Annotated in this window: 17 protein-coding genes; 11 read left to right on the top strand and 6 right to left on the bottom strand. The window is 70.8% G+C overall.

Annotated features, from left to right (window positions below):
- The first annotated feature begins 23 nt into the window (after positions 1-23).
- The 5 genes from ACZ7G1_RS10820 (at position 24) to ACZ7G1_RS10800 (ending at position 7,019) form a co-directional block, all read left to right on the top strand.
- A complete protein-coding gene (locus tag ACZ7G1_RS10820) occupies positions 24-692 on the top strand; it encodes a spermidine synthase family protein (RefSeq protein ID WP_470872399.1) in 669 nt (222 codons plus the stop codon).
- An 85-nt stretch (positions 693-777) separates the two neighbouring features.
- On the top strand, positions 778-1,515 hold the full coding sequence (locus tag ACZ7G1_RS10815; RefSeq protein WP_470872401.1) for a response regulator transcription factor: 738 nt from the start codon (positions 778-780) through the stop codon (positions 1,513-1,515).
- A gap of 65 nt (positions 1,516-1,580) precedes the next feature.
- Positions 1,581-2,633, top strand: a complete 1,053-nt coding sequence (locus tag ACZ7G1_RS10810; protein ID WP_470872773.1) for a HAMP domain-containing sensor histidine kinase — start codon at positions 1,581-1,583, stop codon at positions 2,631-2,633.
- Between the two features lie 332 nt (positions 2,634-2,965).
- Positions 2,966-6,745 carry a multifunctional oxoglutarate decarboxylase/oxoglutarate dehydrogenase thiamine pyrophosphate-binding subunit/dihydrolipoyllysine-residue succinyltransferase subunit gene (locus tag ACZ7G1_RS10805; protein ID WP_470872403.1) on the top strand — a complete coding sequence of 1,260 codons (3,780 nt, stop codon included), beginning with the start codon at positions 2,966-2,968 and terminating at the stop codon, positions 6,743-6,745.
- Positions 6,746-6,833: 88 nt separating this feature from the next.
- Positions 6,834-7,019, top strand: coding sequence for a DUF6104 family protein (locus ACZ7G1_RS10800; RefSeq protein ID WP_024761804.1), 186 nt, complete (start codon positions 6,834-6,836; stop codon positions 7,017-7,019).
- Between the two features lie 66 nt (positions 7,020-7,085).
- On the opposite strand, the gene ACZ7G1_RS10795 is transcribed toward ACZ7G1_RS10800, so the two are convergent.
- The gene (locus ACZ7G1_RS10795) at positions 7,086-7,940 is read right to left on the bottom strand and encodes a hypothetical protein (protein ID WP_470872405.1); all 855 of its coding nucleotides are present in this window, start codon (positions 7,938-7,940) and stop codon (positions 7,086-7,088) included.
- Positions 7,941-8,101: 161 nt separating this feature from the next.
- On the opposite strand from ACZ7G1_RS10795, the gene ACZ7G1_RS10790 reads away from it, so the two are divergent.
- Both ACZ7G1_RS10790 and ACZ7G1_RS10785 read left to right on the top strand, forming a co-directional pair.
- Positions 8,102-8,974 carry a DUF4097 family beta strand repeat-containing protein gene (locus ACZ7G1_RS10790; protein ID WP_470872407.1) on the top strand — a complete coding sequence of 291 codons (873 nt, stop codon included), beginning with the start codon at positions 8,102-8,104 and terminating at the stop codon, positions 8,972-8,974.
- A gap of 1 nt (position 8,975) precedes the next feature.
- A complete protein-coding gene (locus ACZ7G1_RS10785) occupies positions 8,976-9,875 on the top strand; it encodes a PadR family transcriptional regulator (RefSeq protein WP_470872408.1) in 900 nt (299 codons plus the stop codon).
- A gap of 27 nt (positions 9,876-9,902) precedes the next feature.
- On the opposite strand, the gene ACZ7G1_RS10780 is transcribed toward ACZ7G1_RS10785, so the two are convergent.
- The 3 genes from ACZ7G1_RS10780 to ACZ7G1_RS10770 form a co-directional block, all read right to left on the bottom strand.
- Entirely contained in the window at positions 9,903-11,300 is a 1,398-nt protein-coding gene (locus ACZ7G1_RS10780; RefSeq protein WP_470872410.1) for a cellulase family glycosylhydrolase, read from the bottom strand.
- Between the two features lie 89 nt (positions 11,301-11,389).
- Positions 11,390-12,355 (bottom strand): zinc-binding dehydrogenase, encoded by a 966-nt coding sequence (locus ACZ7G1_RS10775; RefSeq protein WP_470872412.1) that lies wholly within the window; start codon positions 12,353-12,355, stop codon positions 11,390-11,392.
- 129 nt (positions 12,356-12,484) lie between these two features.
- A complete protein-coding gene (locus ACZ7G1_RS10770) occupies positions 12,485-13,696 on the bottom strand; it encodes an NAD(P)-dependent malic enzyme (RefSeq protein ID WP_470872414.1) in 1,212 nt (403 codons plus the stop codon).
- Positions 13,697-14,232: 536 nt separating this feature from the next.
- Here ACZ7G1_RS10770 and ACZ7G1_RS10765 point away from each other — a divergent pair.
- From ACZ7G1_RS10765 to ACZ7G1_RS10755, 3 genes are read left to right on the top strand one after another with little or no spacing between them, the layout of a single operon-like run.
- Complete coding sequence (locus ACZ7G1_RS10765; protein WP_470872416.1) at positions 14,233-15,210, top strand: ABC transporter substrate-binding protein; 978 nt, start codon at positions 14,233-14,235, stop codon at positions 15,208-15,210.
- A gap of 31 nt (positions 15,211-15,241) precedes the next feature.
- Entirely contained in the window at positions 15,242-16,183 is a 942-nt protein-coding gene (locus tag ACZ7G1_RS10760) for an amino acid ABC transporter permease (protein WP_470872417.1), read from the top strand.
- Positions 16,180-16,941 (top strand): amino acid ABC transporter ATP-binding protein, encoded by a 762-nt coding sequence (locus ACZ7G1_RS10755; RefSeq protein WP_470872419.1) that lies wholly within the window; start codon positions 16,180-16,182, stop codon positions 16,939-16,941. The genes ACZ7G1_RS10760 and ACZ7G1_RS10755 overlap by 4 nt, the downstream gene beginning before the upstream one ends.
- 65 nt (positions 16,942-17,006) lie before the next feature.
- Here the strand turns inward: ACZ7G1_RS10755 and ACZ7G1_RS10750 are convergent, their stop codons facing one another.
- Complete coding sequence (locus tag ACZ7G1_RS10750; RefSeq protein ID WP_470872420.1) at positions 17,007-17,756, bottom strand: class I SAM-dependent methyltransferase; 750 nt, start codon at positions 17,754-17,756, stop codon at positions 17,007-17,009.
- Positions 17,757-17,853: 97 nt separating this feature from the next.
- On the opposite strand from ACZ7G1_RS10750, the gene ACZ7G1_RS10745 reads away from it, so the two are divergent.
- Positions 17,854-18,483: a CGNR zinc finger domain-containing protein gene (locus ACZ7G1_RS10745; protein WP_470872422.1), complete on the top strand. Its 630-nt coding sequence runs from the start codon at positions 17,854-17,856 to the stop codon at positions 18,481-18,483.
- Here ACZ7G1_RS10745 and sodX read toward each other — a convergent pair.
- Positions 18,387-18,821 (bottom strand): nickel-type superoxide dismutase maturation protease, encoded by a 435-nt coding sequence (sodX, locus tag ACZ7G1_RS10740; RefSeq protein WP_470872424.1) that lies wholly within the window; start codon positions 18,819-18,821, stop codon positions 18,387-18,389. The two genes, ACZ7G1_RS10745 and sodX, sit on opposite strands and share 97 nt — an antisense overlap.
- Between the last annotated feature and the right edge of the window lie 19 nt (positions 18,822-18,840).

The following is an 18,840-nucleotide window of genomic DNA, read 5'->3' as shown; positions in this document are numbered from 1 at the left end:
AGACGAGAGCGGATAGAACGACGATGTCCTCCCCCTTGACCCTCGACCGCCGCGAAGGACCGTACGGAGAGGTCGTGCTGCGCCGCCGCGCCGAGCACTTCGAGATCATCGCCAACGGCACCTTCCTCATGGACACCTCCGACGGCCGCTCCGAGCGCCTCCTCGTCGACGCGGCCCTGACGGCCCTCCCCGAGGCGTCCCGGCCGGGCGCCTCCGTCCTCGTCGGCGGCCTCGGCGTCGGCTTCTCGCTCGCCCACGCGGCCGCCGACCCCCGCTGGAGCCGGATCGTCGTCGCCGAGCGTGAGGAGGCGATCATCGACTGGCACCGCCGGGGCCCGCTCGCCGCGATCTCCGGACCCGCGCTCGCCGATCCGCGGACCGTGATCCTGCACACGGACCTCGTGGCGCACCTCCGCACCTCCGCCGACACCTACGACGCACTGTGTCTGGACATCGACAACGGCCCCGACTGGACGGTCACCGAGGACAACGAATCCCTGTACTCGACCGAGGGGTTGGCGGCCTGCAAGGCCCGTCTGAACCCCGGCGGCGTCCTCGCCGTCTGGTCCGCCCGCCCCTCCGGCGATTTCGAAGAGTCGTTGCGGAATGCCGGATTCAGCGGGGTACGGACGGAAGAGATCCCGGTTGCCCGGGGCGTCCCCGACGCCGTCCACCTCGCGGTCCGCCCCTGACGGCAACCTGATCGCTCCTGGATAGCCGGGACGCCGCCGGTACCTCTAGGCTGCTGCACCGACATCGGCGACGCGAGGCGGGGCAATGGAGCAGACACACACCACTCACCACGGTGCGGCGGCCACTCCGGGGGCCCAGCGGCGCGTCCTGGTGGTCGAGGACGACGCCACGATCGTCGAGGCGATCTCCGCGCGGCTGCGCGCCGAGGGCTTCCTCGTGCAGACGGCGACGGACGGCCCCGCCGCCGTCGAAGCGGCCGAGGCCTGGCAGCCGGACCTGATGGTCCTTGACGTGATGCTGCCCGGTTTCGACGGCCTGGAGGTCTGCCGCCGGGTCCAGGCCCAGCGGCCCGTGCCGGTCCTCATGCTGACCGCACGCGACGACGAGACCGACATGCTGGTCGGGCTCGGCGTCGGCGCCGACGACTACATGACGAAGCCGTTCTCGATGCGCGAGCTGGCCGCCCGGGTGCACGTACTGCTGCGCCGGGTGGAGCGGGCCGCGCTCGCGGCGGTCACCCCGCGCAGCGGCATCCTGCGGCTCGGCGAGCTGGAGATCGACCACGCGCAGCGCCGGGTCCGGGTGCGCGCGGAGGACGTGCACCTGACCCCGACCGAGTTCGACCTGCTCGTCTGTCTGGCGGGCACCCCGCGCGCGGTGCTCTCCCGCGAGCAGCTCCTCGCCGAGGTGTGGGACTGGGCGGACGCCTCCGGGACCCGGACCGTGGACAGCCACATCAAGGCGCTGCGCCGGAAGATCGGGGCCGAGCGGATCCGTACGGTCCACGGCGTCGGTTACGCGCTGGAGACCCCGGCGCCGTGAGCCGGCCGGGGCCCGGGAGGCCGCACGCGGGACACGTACCGGACCGGCCGCGCCGGCCCCGCCGGATCGTGATCTCGATCAAGACGAAGCTGGGCGCCCTGGTCGTCGGGGCGGTCCTGCTGACCTCCGGCCTGGCGCTGGTGGCGATCCGGACGTCGACGGAGTTCCGGTACATCACGGTCTTCGCGATGATCGCGACCCTGCTGATCACCCAGTTCGTGGCGCAGTCCCTGACGGCCCCGCTGGACGAGATGACCACGGTGGCGGGGACGATCTCGCGCGGCGACTTCAGCCGCCGGGTGCGGGGCGCCGACCGGCGGGACGAGCTGGGCGACCTGGCGTCGACCATCAACCGCATGGCGGACGACCTGGAGGCCGTCGACCGGCACCGCAAGGAGCTGGTGGCCAATGTCTCCCACGAGCTCCGCACCCCGATCGCCGCGCTCCGCGCGGTCCTGGAGAACGTCGTGGACGGCGTCTCCGAGGCCGACCCGGAGACCATGCGGTCGGCCCTGAAGCAGACCGAGCGGCTCGGCCGGCTCGTCGAGACCCTGCTCGACCTGTCACGTCTTGACAACGGTGTCGTCGCCCTGCGGGCCAGCCGTTTCGAGGTCTGGCCGTACCTCTCGGGGATCCTGCGGGAGGCGAACCTCGCCGCCTCCCAGCGCGATCTGTCCTCCACCTCGGGGCTGCACAACCGGACGGACGTCCATCTGCACCTGGACGTGTCGCCGCCCGAGCTGGTCGGGCACGCGGACGCGGAGCGGCTGCACCAGGTGATGGCGAACCTGATCGACAACGCGGTGAAGCACTCCCCGCCGCACGGCCGCGTCACGGTGCGGGCCCGGCGCGGCCCGTATCCGGACTCGCTGGAGCTGGAGGTCGAGGACGAGGGTCCCGGCATCCCGGAGTCGGAGCGCCACAAGGTCTTCGAGCGGTTCAACCGGGGCTCGGCCCCGCACCGGCCGGGTCCCGGCAGCGACGGCGGCACGGGTCTCGGCCTGGCGATCGCCCGCTGGGCGGTGGATCTGCACGGCGGCGGGATCGGCGTGGCCGAATCGTCACGCGGGTGCCGCATCAGAGTCACTCTTCCGGGCAGCGTCCGCCCGCGGGATTGACGTAGGGTTCGAACCGGAAGCGCATGTTCTGCGTGTAGCTGAGCAGGACCTGCGTATACGTGATCGAGACCTGCGTGTACGTGACTGTGAGCTGCGTGCACATGAGCGGGGCGCGATCAGGGGTGCGGCCGAGGAGGGCCGTTCCCGCACTTCCCCGTACCCTCACACCGACGGAACCACGGTTGTTTCCCGCCATTCACGGCCCCGAAACACCCCGTCAAGTGTGACTTGCGCGACGTTGGAGTGCCCGGCCTGCACCTCTCGGCCGGACAGGCGTAGCCTTTATTTCCGCTGTCCATCACCTTGCGAAGCGGAAGAGGGCGGTTGCCGCCGTGTCGTCTCAGTCCCCCAGTACCCCGAGCTCCCCGGCTGACCAAGACGGGTCGGGCGTAAGCCCCGCCGCCGCCTTCGGTGCCAACGAGTGGCTCGTCGACGAGATCTACCAGCAGTACCTCCAGGACCCGAATTCAGTCGATCGTGCCTGGTGGGACTTCTTCGCCGACTACAAGCCCGGAGCATCGGAGACCCCGGCCGCCCCGGCCGCCACCACCACCCCGAGCGCGCCCGCCGCGCCGCAGGCGAGCCCCGCACAGGCCGCGCCTTCGGCTCCCGCGGTCGTTCCGGCCCCCGCGCCCGCCCCGGTCGCGGCTCCTGCCCCGGTGAAGCCCGCCGCGGCCCCCGCGCCGGCCGTCGCGAAGCCCGCCGCCGCCGCTCCGGCGCCGGCCAAGGCCGCCGAGGCCCCCGCAGGCCCCGAGCTGATCACGCTGCGCGGCCCCGCCGCCGCGGTCGCGAAGAACATGAACGCCTCCCTCGAGGTGCCGACGGCCACGTCCGTCCGCGCCGTCCCGGTGAAGCTGCTCTTCGACAACCGGATCGTGATCAACAACCACCTGAAGCGCGCCCGGGGCGGGAAGATCTCCTTCACGCACCTCATCGGCTACGCGATGGTGCAGGCGATCAAGGCCATGCCGTCCATGAACTACTCCTTCGCGGAGAAGGACGGCAAGCCGACCCTGGTCAAGCCGGAGCACGTCAACTTCGGTCTCGCCATCGACCTGGTGAAGCCCAACGGCGACCGCCAGCTCGTCGTCGCGGGCATCAAGAAGGCCGAGACGCTCAACTTCTTCGAGTTCTGGCAGGCCTACGAGGACATCGTCAAGCGCGCCCGCGTGGGCAAGCTGTCGATGGACGACTTCACCGGCGTCACGGTCTCCCTGACCAACCCCGGCGGCCTCGGCACCGTCCACTCCGTGCCGCGTCTGATGCCCGGACAGTCGGTCATCATGGGCGTCGGCTCCATGGACTACCCGGCCGAGTTCCAGGGCACCTCCCAGGACACCCTGAACAAGCTGGGCATCTCGAAGGTCATGACCCTGACCTCGACGTACGACCACCGGGTCATCCAGGGCGCCGCCTCCGGCGAGTTCCTGCGCGTCGTCGCCAACTACCTCCTCGGCGAGGAGGGCTTCTACGACGACATCTTCAAGGCCCTGCGCATCCCCTACGAGCCGGTCCGCTGGCTCAAGGACATCGACGCCTCGCACGACGACGACGTCACCAAGGCCGCGCGGGTCTTCGAGCTGATCCACTCCTACCGGGTCCGCGGCCACGTCATGGCCGACACCGACCCGCTGGAGTACAAGCAGCGCAAGCACCCCGACCTGGACATCACCGAGCACGGCCTCACCCTGTGGGACCTGGAGCGCGAGTTCGCGGTCGGCGGCTTCGCCGGCAAGTCGATGATGAAGCTGCGCGACATCCTCGGCGTCCTGCGCGACTCGTACTGCCGCACCACCGGCGTCGAGTTCATGCACATCCAGGACCCGAAGCAGCGCAAGTGGATCCAGGACCGCGTCGAGCGCCCGCACTCCCGCGTGGAGCGCGAGGAGCAGCTGCGGATCCTGCGCCGGCTGAACGCCGCAGAGGCCTTCGAGACCTTCCTGCAGACGAAGTACGTCGGCCAGAAGCGCTTCTCCCTGGAGGGCGGCGAGTCCGTCATCCCGCTGCTCGACGCCGTCATCGACTCGGCCGCCGAGTCGCGCCTCGACGAGGTCGTCATCGGCATGGCCCACCGCGGCCGCCTGAACGTCCTCGCGAACATCGTGGGCAAGTCGTACGCGCAGATCTTCCGCGAGTTCGAGGGCAACCTCGACCCGAAGTCGATGCACGGCTCCGGCGACGTCAAGTACCACCTGGGCGCCGAGGGCACCTTCGTCGGCCTGGACGGCGAGGAGATCAAGGTCTCGCTGGCCGCCAACCCCTCGCACCTCGAGGCGGTCGACCCGGTCCTCGAAGGCATCGTCCGCGCCAAGCAGGACGTCATCAACAAGGGCGGCACGGACTTCACCGTCCTGCCCGTCGCCCTGCACGGTGACGCGGCCTTCGCCGGCCAGGGTGTCGTCGCCGAGACGCTGAACATGTCGCAGCTGCGCGGCTACCGCACCGGCGGCACGGTCCACATCGTCATCAACAACCAGGTCGGCTTCACCGCCGCCCCGGAGTCCTCGCGTTCCTCGATGTACGCGACCGACGTGGCCCGCATGATCGAGGCGCCGATCTTCCACGTGAACGGCGACGACCCGGAGGCCGTGGTCCGCGTCGCGCGGCTCGCCTTCGAGTTCCGCCAGACGTTCAACAAGGACGTCGTGATCGACCTCATCTGCTACCGCCGCCGCGGTCACAACGAGGGCGACAACCCGCAGTTCACCAACCCGCAGATGTACAACCTGATCGACAAGAAGCGTTCGGTGCGCAAGCTGTACACCGAGTCGCTCATCGGTCGCGGCGACATCACCCTCGAAGAGGCGGAGCAGGCGCTCCAGGACTTCCAGGGCCAGCTGGAGAAGGTGTTCGCCGAGGTCCGCGAGGCCACCAACGCCCCGGCGTCGGCGACCGTGCCGGACGCCAAGGCCGCCTTCCCGGTCGAGGTCACCACCGCGGTCTCCCAGGAGGTCGTGAAGCGGATCGCCGAGTCGCAGGTCAGCATCCCGGAGCGGATCACGGTCCACCCGCGTCTGCTGCCGCAGATGCAGCGCCGCGCCGCCTCCATCGACGACGGCACCATCGACTGGGGCTTCGGCGAGACCCTCGCCATCGGCTCCCTGCTGATGGAGGGCACCCCGGTCCGCCTGTCGGGCCAGGACTCCCGCCGCGGCACCTTCGGCCAGCGCCACGCGGTCCTGGTCGACCAGGAGACCGGCGAGGACTACACCCCGCTGCTCTACCTGACCGAGGAGCAGGCCCACTACAACGTCTACGACTCGCTGCTCAGCGAGTACGCGGCGATGGGCTTCGAGTACGGCTACTCCCTGGAGCGCCCGGACGCCCTGGTCATCTGGGAGGCCCAGTTCGGTGACTTCGTCAACGGCGCGCAGACCGTCGTCGACGAGTTCATCTCCTCGGCCGAGCAGAAGTGGGGCCAGACCTCCGGCGTCACGCTGCTCCTGCCGCACGGCTACGAGGGCCAGGGCCCGGACCACTCGTCCGCGCGCCCGGAGCGCTTCCTCCAGATGTGCGCCCAGGACAACATGACGGTCGCCATGCCGACGCTGCCGTCGAACTACTTCCACCTGCTGCGCTGGCAGGTCCACAACCCGCACCACAAGCCGCTCATCGTCTTCACCCCGAAGTCGATGCTGCGTCTGAAGGCCGCGGCGTCCAAGGTGGAGGAGTTCACCACCGGCGGCTTCCGCCCGGTGATCGGCGACACGACGGTCGACCCGGCCGGCGTCCGCAAGGTCGTCTTCTGCGCCGGCAAGGTCTACTACGACCTGGAGGCCGAGCGGCAGAAGCGCGGTGACACGGAGACCGCGATCATCCGTCTGGAGCGCCTGTACCCGCTGCCGGGTGCCGAGCTCCAGGCCGAGATCGCCAAGTACCCGAACGCCGCGAAGTACATCTGGGCGCAGGAGGAGCCGGCGAACCAGGGTGCGTGGCCGTTCATCGCGCTCAACCTGATCGACCACCTGGACCTGGCGGTCGGCGCGGACATCCCGGCGGGCGAGCGCCTGCGCCGGATCTCGCGTCCGCACTCCTCCTCCCCGGCGGTCGGCTCGGCCAAGCGCCACCAGGCGGAGCAGCAGCAGCTGGTCAACGAGGTCTTCGAGGCCTGACCGACCCCTTCCGTACGTGTACGGAGCGGAGGCCCGGTACCCCTGAGGGGGTGCCGGGCCTCCGGCGTTTCCGGCCTATCCTGATCGCATGTACTTCACCGACCGTGGCATCGAGGAACTGGAGAAGCGGCGCGGCGAGGAGGAGGTCACCTTCGAGTGGCTCGCCGAGCAGCTGCGGACCTTCGTCGACCTCAACCCCGACTTCGAGGTGCCGGTCGAGCGCCTCGCCACCTGGCTCGCCCGCCTGGACGACGACGAGGACGACGACGAGTAGGACCCGAGTGGTCGGTACGCCCGCCACCGCACCCGCCCTCCGTCGCGCGCACAGCGCGCCCGCCCGTCAGTGTTCGCGCAGCCGGTCGTAGGCGAAGCCGAGGGTGCCGTGGGCGACCAGCAGGGCTCCGGCGGTCGCCCAGCCACCGCTGCGCCGGCCGATACCCCAGGCGAGCAGGGGGACGCCCGCGGCGAGCTGTACGGCGCTGAGGGCGCGCGCCCGGGGGCCGCGCAGGTACGGGCCGAGGGGCCCTTCCTCCACCGCGTCGAGTTCGGCGCGCACCGCGTCGCCTCCCCAGGTCTTCAGCTTCGTCAGGGCCTGGGCGGCTCCTTCGCCGTGCCCGTCGAGCTGTTCGGCGCCCTGGGCGAGGGCGACGGAGCGGAGCCGGTCGGCGCTCTCGCCGGGGGTGAGGCCGGTGGGCAGGTGGAGTCCGACGCGGGCGAGGACGGCGACGACGCCGACCAGCCGGCTGTGGGCGTCGGCGTCCTGGTCTGGCTCGGTGAGCGGTTCCAGGGCCTGGACGTCGAGGACGGGGTCGAGGGCGAGCCGGGCGGCGAAGGTGCGCATGGCCTCGTCCTCGCCGACGGGGGTGCCGTCGGCGAGCCAGGTGTAGCCGACGGTCCTGCGGAATCCGGCGGCGAGGGTGAGTCCGGCCCGCTCGCGGTCCCACCACAGCGCGACGACGGGCCAGGTGGCGGCGGAGACCGCGAGGGCGGTGGCCCACCCGGTGACGACCTGCTCGACCGGCTCCCCGCCGTGCAGCCAGGGCTTCCCCTCCGGTACGAGCACGCTCCAGTCGGCGCCCGCGGGGGCGAGGAGCAGCTGTTCCCTGAGCAGGCGGGCCGGCGGGCGGACCGCCGGTGGCTCGGCGCGGCAGAGCAGCAGCGCCCCGACGGGGTTCGGTCCGGTGGTCGCGTTCATGAGCCCTACGCTAGGCCAATTTGTCCGCGTACGAAGGTAATTGCCCCCACCCTGTCAGGGGCGAGTCAGGGATGGGCCAGGGTTGACTTCACCTCGCCGCGATATATCGTGTCTTGCGAGAGACGCGATATGTTGCGTTGCCGAAACGGGAGGTCAGCACCATGACAGAGTGGTCCGTCACCGAGCCGACGAAACTGACACCGGCCGACCCCGTGGCGCGCCTGCAGGTCCGCATCGTCAACGGCGCGGTGAACGTGGTGGGGACCGACGAGGATTCCGTCCGCGTGGAGGTCTCCGAGATCGAGGGCCCGCCCCTGATCGTGTCGCAGGAGGGCTCCACCCTGACCGTGGGCTACGAGGACCTGCAGTGGAAGAGCTTCCTCAAGTGGCTCGACCGCAAGGAGTTCCGGCGCCGGGCCGTCGTCTCGGTCGCCGTCCCCGCGGGCGTCGACGTCGAGGTGGGGGTCGTCGGCGCCGAGGCCGTCGTCTCCGGCATCAGCGGGCGTACGGAGGTGCGCGGCGTCACCGGCGACACGACCCTGCTGCGGCTCTCGGGCCCGGTCCGCGCCGAGAGCGTCTCGGGCAATCTGGAGGCGCAGTCGGTGACGGGCGCCCTGAAGGTCAACTCGGTGACCGGGGACGTCACGGTGATCGAGGGCGCCGGCGCCTCGGTGAAGGCCGACACGGTGAGCGGGGACATGGTCATCGACCTCGACCCGGCCGAGCTCGACGGGCCGCCCGCGGACATCCGGCTCACCAGCGTCTCCGGCGAGGTCGCCATCCGGCTGCCGCACCCGACGGACGCCCGGGTCCAGGCGAGCACCACCAGCGGCTCCGTGTCGAACGCCTTCGAGGACCTGCGCGTGACGGGCCAGTGGGGCGCCAAGTCCATCTCCGGCACCCTCGGCGACGGCCGGGGCACGCTCAAGGCCACCACCGTCTCCGGTTCCATCGCCCTGCTCCGCCGTCCCCAGCGGGACGAGGACCCCTCCGCCCCCTCCCCCGCCCCCTCCGCGTCCGGAAAGGTGCTCTGACATGCCGCCCGTCTTCGCCCACGGCCGCCTGCGGCTCTATCTGCTCAAGCTGCTCGACGAGGCGCCTCGCCATGGCTACGAGGTGATCCGCCTCCTGGAGGAGCGCTTCCAGGGGCTCTACGCGCCCTCGGCCGGCACGGTCTACCCGCGCCTCGCCAAGCTGGAGGCCGAGGGCCTCGTCACCCATGCCAGCGAGGGCGGCCGGAAGGTCTACTCGATCACCGACGCGGGCCGCGCCGAACTGGCCGGGCGCGGCGCCGAACTGGACGACCTGGAGCGGGAGATCCGCGAGTCGGTCTCGGAGCTCGCCGCCGAGATCCGCGACGACGTGCGGGGTGCGGCCGGCCGGGTGCGCAGCGAGATGCGCGCGGAGGCGGGCCGGACCAAGGCCTCGGAGTTCTCCGCCTTCACCGACGCCAAGGAGGAGCTGCGGCGGGTCGGCCAGGAGTGGAAGGAGCAGGCCCGGGAGGCCCGCGCGGAGGCCAGGTCGGCGCGCCGCCAGGTGAAGGAGTTCCAGCAGATCGCCCAGCAGGTGCAGGAGGAGGTCCAGGTCCACTTCTCCCGGGGCGACTGGCCCAAGGGCGTCTGGGAGGGCCTCTCCGGCATCACGGCCCAGCTCGGCGGCCTCGTCGCGGGCACCACCCACCCGAAGGCCGCCGACCAGGAGCCGCCGTTCGCGGCCGACCCCGCCGACGACGCCCCGGAGTGGGCCCGGGACCCCGGCCCCTCCGCCGACCCGGCCCGCGACCTCGACCGGCTCCTCGACCGCTTCCGCGACGAAATCCGCGACGCGGCCCGCGACCACGGCGTCACCCAGGACCAACTCACCGACACCCGCCACCACCTCTCAACCGCCGCCCACCACATCACCACCCTCCTCCGCCCCAACCCCAAGGCCTGACCCCGGGCCCGGGGGACGGCCCCCGGCTCAGCCCCGGGTGGCCGTGACCGTGACGTGGGCGCCGGGGGTGGCGAGGACCCAGGCCTTGCCGGGGGACTTGCGGAGGACGACCGCGCCGCCGCGGGCGGTGAGACGCCAGCTGCCGGGCGGGAGGGAGAGTTCGGTGACGCGGGATCCGCGCCGGCCGGCGGAGTCGTACGACAGGCGGTAGACCCCCGCCGCCGGGTCGTAGGCGCTGGAGCGGACGGTGCCGGCGACGGCCTCGGCGTAGGGCTCGGCGGTCAGTTCCTTGTTGGTGCGGAAGGCGCCGGCGGCGTCCACCGCGCAGTAGCCGCCGCCGTAGCACCACTCCCAGCCGGTCCAGCCGGAGCTGTAGCGGCCGAGGGAGGCCATGGCCTCGCGGTAGAAGCGGTTCATGTTCGGCTGGGAGTTGTTGAGCGGCCCCCACTCGCCGACCACGACCGGGACCTTGTGCTCCTTGGGGTACTGGACGACGGCCTGCTCGTAGTTCTCGATCCACCCGGCGGCCGGGTCGTAGTCCCCGCCCGCCTCCATGGCGCCGTTGTAGAAGTGGGGGGCGTAGACGATCTTGGGGTCGTCGATCCGGCCGAGCCCGGTGGGCACGCCCTCGCCCACGATGGGGGTGGGCTCGACGAAGATCCAGTTCGAGTCGTCGACCGCGCGGATCGCGTCGGCGATCCGGTTGTACATGGGGGTGAGCTGCTCCCGCTCGATGCGACGCGCGGCCGTCGCGAGGTCCTCGCCCTCGCGGAGTTCGCCCATCGGCTCGTTGATGGGGTCGTAGCCGAGGACGGCCGGGTGGTCCTCGAAGCGGTCGGCGAGCACCCGCCACATGCGGGCCTGGGCGCGGCGCAGGTCCTCGTCCTCGTACAGGTGGGTGAAGGCGCGCTGCACGGCAGGCTCGAAGTACTCGGAGAACCAGTCGTCGGGGTGCGGGGTGAAGGGCAGGCCGTCGGTCCTGGTCGCCCAGGCGGGGATGCCCCGGTGGCCGAAGGCGGGGCCGAAGACGTCCTGGTGGGCGTCGAGGACGACCTTGACGTCGTGGCGCGCGGCCCAGTCGAGGACCCGTTCGATCTTCCGCAGGTAGGTCTGGCTGTACCAGCCGGGGCTGGGTTCCAGGTCGTCCCAGAAGACCAGCACCCGGGCGGTGTTGAAGCCCTTGGCCCGCATGTCCCGGAAGTGCTTCTCGGTGATCGAGGAGAGCGCGGTGTCGCCGCTGTGCGCCTTGTCCCCGACGTTCCAGCCCCGCAGGGTCAGGACGCGGCCGTGCTCGTCGGTGAGGGCGGGGATGCCCGTCCCCGCGGCGCCGGCGGGGGCTGCGGGGCCCGCGGGGCCCGCGTGGGCGGCCGTCGGGGCGAGGAGCGCGGCGACGACGGCGGTCGCCGCGAGAGTGGTGCGGAACAAGGAGAACCTCCGGCACGGCAAGGTGAGTGATGTTCACGTTTCGCGTGCCGGAGATCCCATCAGGTCGACCGACCCGTATCAAGGGGTTGTCACGAGGTCTTCAGGACGATCTTCCCGAAGAGCTCGCCGGTGGCCATCCGCTCGAAGCCCTCCCGGGCCCGCTCCAGCGGCAGTACGTCGTCGATGACCGGCCGCACCCCCGTCGCCGCGCAGAAGGACAGCAGGTCCTCCAGCTCGTCCTTGGAGCCCATCGTCGAGCCGACGACCTTGAGTTCGAGGAAGAAGATCCGGGTCAGCTCGGCGTGCGAGGGCCGGTCGCCGCTCGTGGCGCCCGAGATGACGAGCGTGCCGCCGGGCCGCAGCGACTTCACCGAGTGCGACCAGGTGGCGGCGCCGACGGTCTCGATGACCGCGTCCACCCGCCTCGGCAGCCGCGCCCCCGGCTCGTACGCCTCGACGGCCCCGAGCTCGACGGCCCGCTTCCGCTTCGCCTCGTCGCGGCTGGTGGCGTAGACCCGCAGGCCTGCCGCCTTCCCCAGGGCGATGGCCGCGGTGGCCACGCCGCCGCCGGCGCCCTGGACGAGGACCGAATCGCCGGGCCGCACCCCGGCGTTGGTGAAGAGCATGCGGTAGGCGGTCAGCCAGGCCGTGGGCAGGCAGGCGGCCTCCTCGAAGGACAGCTCCTTCGGCTTGGGCAGCACGTTCCAGCGGGGCACGGTGACCCGCTCGGCGAACGTCCCCTGGTACCGCTCGGTGAGGATGGACCGGGGCTCGTCGGGACCGACGCCGTGGCCGGTCTGGCCGATCACGGAGTGCAGGACGACCTCGTTGCCGTCCTCGTCGATGCCCGCGGCATCGCAGCCGAGGATCATCGGCAGCCTCTCCTCGGGCAGCCCCACCCCACGCAGCGACCACAGGTCGTGGTGGTTGAGCGAGGCGGCCTTCACGGTCACGGTGGTCCATCCCGGCCGTACCTCGGGTTCGGGGCGTTCGCCCAACTCGAGGCCGTTCAACGGCTGGTCACGGTCGATTCGGGCAGCGTAGGCAGCGAACATGGCCCCGACCCTAGGGTCCGACGGGTGCGTGGCGGAACCACGCACCCGTGTGACACACCCCCCAGTGACAAGCGAAGGGCCCCACCCCGCGGAGTGCGGAACAGGGCCCTTCGGCGGTCAGTCACGAGCTCAGCGGCGCGCGACGCCCTCCGCACGGGCGGCGGCGGCCACGGCGGCCGCGACGGCCGGGGCGACCCGCTCGTCGAACGGCGACGGGATGACGCAGTCGGCGGCGAGCTGGTCGCCGACGACGTCCGCGATGGCGTTCGCCGCGGCGATCTTCATGCCCTCGGTGATCCGGGAGGCCCGGACCTGGAGCGCGCCGGCGAAGATGCCGGGGAACGCGAGGACGTTGTTGATCTGGTTCGGGTAGTCCGAACGGCCGGTCGCCACGACGGCCGCGTACTTGTGCGCGACGTCGGGGTGGACCTCGGGGTTCGGGTTGGCCATGGCGAACACGAAGGCGTTCGGGGCCATGGAGGCGACGGCCTCCTCGGGGACCGTACCGCCGGAGACGCCGATGAACAGGTCCGCGCCGGCCAGGGCGCTCTCCAGGGAGCCGCTCAGGCCCGCCTTGTTGGTGAGCTCCGCGATCTCGCGCTTGACGTCGGTGAGGTCCTCGCGGTCACGGCTGACGATGCCCTTGCGGTCGGTGACCGCCACGTCGCCGAGACCGGCCTCCAGGAGGAACTTGGCGATGGCCACACCGGCCGCGCCCGCGCCCGAGATGACGCCGCGGAGCTCGCCGAGGGTCCGGCCGGTCAGCTTCGCCGCGTTGCGCAGCGCCGCGAGGGTGACGATCGCGGTGCCGTGCTGGTCGTCGTGGAAGACCGGGATGTCGAGGCGCTCCTGGAGCCTGCGCTCGATCTCGAAGCACCGCGGCGCCGAGATGTCCTCCAGGTTCACGCCGCCGAAGGACGGGGCGAGCCGGACGACGGTCTCGATGATCTCGTCGGTGTCGGTGGTGGCGAGGGCGAGCGGGACCGCGTCCACGCCGCCGAACTGCTTGAAGAGGATGGCCTTCCCCTCCATGACCGGGAGGGAGGCCTCCGGGCCGATGTCACCGAGACCGAGCACGGCCGTCCCGTCGGTCACGACCGCGACGACGTTGGACTTCCAGGTGTAGTCGTTGACCAGCTCGGGCTGCTCGGCGATCGCGGTGCACACCTTGGCGACGCCGGGCGTGTACGCGAGGGACAGGTCGTCCTTGTCCCGGACGGGCACGGTGGCCTGCACAGCCATCTTGCCGCCCCGGTGGAGCGCGAAGACAGCGTCGAAGGGCTCCTCGGGAGCTCCTTCGGTACCGCTGTCATTGCGAGGATTGACGATCTCCGCTGCCATTGGGTTGACCCCTTAAGTCTTCTTCATTTGAGGGTGGCCGCTCCTGGTTGAGGAGGGGTGGGGAGGCACCGCGGCCGCCTTGTCGGGCAGCCGCTCGGGCGCGCCGCACAACGCGCCCTGAGCCCCGGATGAGGGGTGTAAGGATCCTTCTTACCGGACAGACGGCACCGCAGACGAGTCCATAACCTCTCGGTGACGCGACTCATACCGAGTGCATCCGGACACGGACGGAGAACGACACGTCACCCGATGTCCCGATAGATGCACAGCCCACCCGATTGGCCGCCTTCGGTTCGTCCGAATGGCGAGATGCACCGGAGATTTTCCGGGGAAAGGGAAGGGATACCGCAGAAGGTCCGGCCCTGATGTACCGGCCTGTTGCGATTCGGGGGTCACCCGTTACCCGATTTTGACATCACTGGCCGTCGGTTTGAGGCGGTCCGAATGGCAAGATGCCGTAATCACACGAGGTCGCGGCACTCGAAGACGCGTACGCGACCTACTGGCAACTCCCTCAACGCCGGAGGAACCCGACCATGACCGCACGCTCCACGCGCTGTACGACCGTCGCCAAGACCCGCACGTCCCGTCTTGCCGCGGTCGCCGCCATCGCGGTCGCCGGCTCCATGCTGCTGACCGCCTGTGGCGACCAGACCGAGAGCGGGAAGAAGCCCGAGGGCGGCGCCTCGACCGGTGCCGCGAACACCGCGCCGCTGTTCTCGAAGCTCCCGGCCGAGATCCAGAAGTCCGGCGTGATCAAGGTCGGCACGGACGCCACGTACGCCCCGATGGAGTTCAAGAAGGGCGAGGAGATCGTCGGCATCGACCCCGACATCGCCGCCGCCCTGTCGAAGCAGCTCGGTGTGAAGTTCTCCTTCGAGAGCGGCACCTTCGACACCCTGCTGACCTCGCTGAACACCGGCCGCACCAACGCCGTCATGTCCTCCATGACGGACACCAAGGCCCGCCAGGAGGGTCTGGACGACAAGGGCCAGAAGACCGGCGCCGGCGTCGACTTCGTCGACTACTTCTCCGCCTCCACCGGCATCCTGGTGAAGAAGGGCAACCCGGAGAACATCAAGTCCCTCGACGACCTGTGCGGCAAGAAGCTCGCGGTCCAGCGCGGCACGACGTACGAGCAGGCCGCCAAGGACCAGGCCGCCAAGTGCGAGAAGGACGGCAAGCCGAAGCTGACCTTCGAGTCCTACCCGACCGACGCCGAGGCGCAGACCCGCGTCAAGGCCGGCGGCGCGGTGGCCGACCTCAACGACTCGCCGGTCGCCGCCTACATCGCCCAGACGGCCGGTGGCGGCAACGACTTCGAGGCGATCGCCAACAAGACGGACGCGGGCCTCTTCGGCATCGCCGTCAGCAAGAAGAACACCCAGCTGCGGGACGCGCTCAAGGACGCCCTCGACGCGATCATCAAGGACGGCAGCTACAAGGCCGCCCTCGACAAGTGGAACGCCGGTGACGGCGCCATCCCCGCGGCCAAGATCAACGGCGGCTCCTGACCCTCTCCCGCAAGACTGAAGGGCAGTCGTTGTGACTGACAAGATCGACAAGGTTCCGGCCGGGGCGGCACCCGCCCCGGCGGGACCGCCGCCCGAGGCGATCAAGGCCATCCCGGTCCGGCACTACGGCCGCTGGGTCGCCGGAATAGTGGTCGCGGCCCTGCTGGGCCTGCTCGTGTACGCCTTCTCGCAGGGCGACGTCCGCTGGGCGACCGTGCCGGAGAAGCTCTTCGACTCGAGCATCCTCACCGGCCTGTGGCACACGGTGCTGATCAGCGTCGCCTCGATGGCGCTCGGCCTGGCGCTCGGCGTCGTGTTCGCGATCATGCGCCTCTCGAAGAACCCGGTGACCAACACCGTCGCCTGGCTCTACATCTGGATCTTCCGGGGCACCCCGGTCTACGTCCAGCTGCTCATCTGGTTCTCCCTCGCCCTGATCTTCCCGATCTTCAACATCGGGTTCTACAAGGACGAGATGACCGACGTCATGACCCCCTTCCTGGCCGCCCTGCTGGGTCTCGGCCTCAACGAGGGCGCGTACATGGCGGAGATCGTCCGCGCGGGCATCCAGTCCGTCGACGAGGGGCAGACCGAGGCCGCGCACGCGCTCGGCATGTCCCAGTCGAAGACGATGCGCCGGGTGGTCCTGCCGCAGTCGATGCGGGTGATCATCCCGCCGACGGGCAACGAGTTCATCAACATGCTGAAGACCTCGTCCCTCGTGGTCGCGGTCCAGTACCAGGACCTGCTGCGCAGCGCCCAGGACATCGCGTCGACCTCGTTCGCCGTGATGGAGATGTTCTTCGTCGCCTCGGTCTGGTACCTGGCTCTGACCTCCGTGTTCAGCGTCGGGCAGTACTACCTGGAGAGGCACTACGCGAAGGGCGCCCTGCGCTCGCTGCCCCCCACGCCGTGGCAGAAGGTCAAGGCGAACCTCTCCCGATTCTCCAACCGTCAGGCGGTGGCCAAGTGACTGCCATGGTGAAGGCCGAGGGCGTCCACAAGTCCTACGGCGCCGCGCACATCCTCAAGGGCATCGACCTGGAGGTGCAGAACGGCGAGGTGTTCTGCCTGATCGGCCCGTCCGGTTCCGGCAAGTCCACCTTCCTGCGCTGCATCAACCACCTGGAGAAGATCAACGCCGGCCGGCTCTCGGTCGACGGCGAGCTGGTCGGTTACCGCCAGAAAGGCGACAAGCTCTACGAGCTGAAGGACAGCGAGGTCGCGCTCCAGCGCCGCGACATCGGCATGGTCTTCCAGCGCTTCAACCTGTTCCCGCACATGACGGCCCTGGCCAACGTCATGGAGGCGCCCATCCAGGTGAAGGGCGAGTCGAAGGCGGTGGCGCGCGAGCGCGCCGAGCGGCTGCTCGACCGGGTCGGCCTGCGGGACAAGGCGGGGAACTACCCCTCGCAGCTCTCCGGCGGCCAGCAGCAGCGCGTGGCCATCGCCCGCGCGCTGGCGATGGAGCCGAAGCTGATGCTCTTCGACGAGCCGACCTCCGCGCTCGACCCCGAGCTCGTCGGCGACGTCCTGGACGTCATGCGGGACCTGGCCGAGTCGGGCATGACGATGGTCGTCGTCACGCACGAGATGGGCTTCGCCCGTGAGGTCGGCGACTCGCTGGTCTTCATGGACGGCGGTGTGGTGGTCGAGTCCGGCCGCCCGCGGGACGTCCTGACCAACCCGCAGCACGACCGGACGAAGGCGTTCCTGTCCAAGGTGCTGTAGTCCACGCCGGAAGGGGCGGTACGGGGTCTCCCGTACCGCCCCTTCCGGGTTCCGCGTGCCCCGCGCTACTTGACGGCGAGGATCAGCGTGTCGGAGGGCGAGGCCCAGACCGGGCGCGCCTCGGCGAAGCCGGCGGCGCGCAGGGTCTCGGCGTGCCAGCCGGCGGAGGGGGTGTCGCCGTCGGCGTGCTCGCCGTAGATCTCGAAGCGGCGGGCGGTGGGCGCGGCGAGGGCCGGGTCCGCCGCGGCGGCGGCCCACCAGGCGGCCCAGTCCTGGGCTCCGGCGGCCTTGGCGCGGTCCATGGCGGCGTGCCGGTGGGCGCGTTCGGCGGCGTTGATGCGCGGGGTGGTCCCGTCGATCATGTGGTCGGCGTTGAGGAAGACGCCGCCGTCCCTGACGAGACCGGCGAGCTGCCCGTAGAGGGCCGTCAGAGGCTCGCTGTGGAGCCAGTGGAGCGCGGTGGCGGTCAGGACGGCGTCGTACGTGTCATGGGGCAGCCTCGCGGTCCACGCGGGGTCCTTGAGATCGGCGGCCACCAGCGTGACGCGCTCGTCGCCCTCGAAGTACCCCTCGGCGATGGCCAGGAGCGCCGGGTCGAGATCCACTCCAGTACTGGTCGAATCGGGGAACCTCCGGAGCAGCCGATCCGTGATACTTCCCGTACCGCAGGCGAGGTCGAGCACGCGGGGCTTCGGTCCCACGACCGCTTCGACCATGTCGAGCATCACGCGGAACCGCTCCTCGCGGTCCGGCATGTACCACTCCTGCTGACGGTCCCAGCTCCGCTGCCAGGCCGCCCAGTCGGTTCCGGTCATCGCCGTACCCTCCCCGCTCCTTCGTAATACCCTCGAAGGGGACATAGGCATTACCCCTCACGACCGAGACCCTAGCCCGCCAGAGTAAGGACTACAAGTGGAACTGGCCTATTACTCGGACTATGCCGTGCGTCTGGTCAACACCGAGGAGCCGGCCCGCAACAAGGACACCCTGACCTCCGTCGAGGTGATCCGGGAGCTCTTCGGCCCGGCCACCCAGATGGCCCGGCGGGTCACCGACCCGGACGTCAGCCGGTTCCGGTCGGTACGCGCCCGGCTGCGCGCGGTCTTCGTCGCGGCCGACGAGGGGGACCACACGGGCGCCGTCGACCTGCTGAACTCCCTCCTCCTGGAGTTCCCGGTCAGCCCCCAGATCTCGGGCCACGACCTCCTCGACGACGACGGCCGGCCCCGCTGGCACATGCACCTCGCCGACCACCCCTCGAACCCCACCGCGGGCTACGCGGCGATCGCGGCGATGGGTCTCGCCTTCCACCTCACCGAGTTCGGCGCCGACCGGCTCGGCCTCTGCCAGGCACCGCCCTGCCGGAACGCCTACCTCGACACCTCCACCAACCGCTCCCGGCGCTACTGCTCCGACCGCTGCGCCACCCGCGCCAACGTCGCCGCCTACCGCGCCCGCAAGCGCCTGGAGGCCGAGCGGTCCGACCACACCGGCCTGACCGCCGAGACGAGCCAGGAGGCCGTCACCGCGGCCGACCGCTGACGCCCCGGCGTCACCGGCCGGTACCGCGCCCGCACCCGCCCGAGGACCAGCTCGGGCGGTACGGCCCCGAAGACCCGGCTGTCACCCTCGGCGGCCGGGTTGTCCCCCAGCACCCACCAGCCGCCGTCCCGTCGCTCGATCAGCCGCTTCACGATGAGCAGATCCTGCTGGAGCGGATGCCGCAGAACGGCCACGCACCCGGGCCGCAGCCGCCCGCCGTAGTGCACGAACAACCGGTCGCCGTGGAGCAGGGTCGGCACCATCGACACCCCCGTCACCTCGGCGATCCCGAACGGAGCCGCCGCCTCCGCCACCCGCTCCCGCCCCGATTCCCTCATCCGGCACCTCCCGTTCCGT

The organism is Streptomyces sp. NPDC037273, assembly GCF_055603625.1.
The sequence above is the reverse complement of the archived record's forward strand: the minus strand, read 5'-3'. Positions and strand labels throughout refer to the sequence as shown.

Excerpts from the sequence above, each read along its gene's own strand:
- ACZ7G1_RS10795 (WP_470872405.1), bottom strand. The coding sequence starts at position 7,940 with ATGAACGCGACCACCGGACCGAACCCCGTCGGGGCGCTGCTGCTCTGC.
- ACZ7G1_RS10800 (WP_024761804.1), top strand. The coding sequence starts at position 6,834 with ATGTACTTCACCGACCGTGGCATCGAGGAACTGGAGAAGCGGCGCGGC.
- ACZ7G1_RS10815 (WP_470872401.1), top strand. The coding sequence starts at position 778 with ATGGAGCAGACACACACCACTCACCACGGTGCGGCGGCCACTCCGGGG.
- sodX (WP_470872424.1), bottom strand. The coding sequence starts at position 18,821 with ATGAGGGAATCGGGGCGGGAGCGGGTGGCGGAGGCGGCGGCTCCGTTC.
- ACZ7G1_RS10770 (WP_470872414.1), bottom strand. The coding sequence starts at position 13,696 with ATGGCAGCGGAGATCGTCAATCCTCGCAATGACAGCGGTACCGAAGGA.
- ACZ7G1_RS10820 (WP_470872399.1), top strand. The coding sequence starts at position 24 with ATGTCCTCCCCCTTGACCCTCGACCGCCGCGAAGGACCGTACGGAGAG.
- ACZ7G1_RS10750 (WP_470872420.1), bottom strand. The coding sequence starts at position 17,756 with ATGACCGGAACCGACTGGGCGGCCTGGCAGCGGAGCTGGGACCGTCAG.
- ACZ7G1_RS10785 (WP_470872408.1), top strand. The coding sequence starts at position 8,976 with ATGCCGCCCGTCTTCGCCCACGGCCGCCTGCGGCTCTATCTGCTCAAG.
- ACZ7G1_RS10790 (WP_470872407.1), top strand. The coding sequence starts at position 8,102 with ATGACAGAGTGGTCCGTCACCGAGCCGACGAAACTGACACCGGCCGAC.
- ACZ7G1_RS10765 (WP_470872416.1), top strand. The coding sequence starts at position 14,233 with ATGACCGCACGCTCCACGCGCTGTACGACCGTCGCCAAGACCCGCACG.
- ACZ7G1_RS10775 (WP_470872412.1), bottom strand. The coding sequence starts at position 12,355 with ATGTTCGCTGCCTACGCTGCCCGAATCGACCGTGACCAGCCGTTGAAC.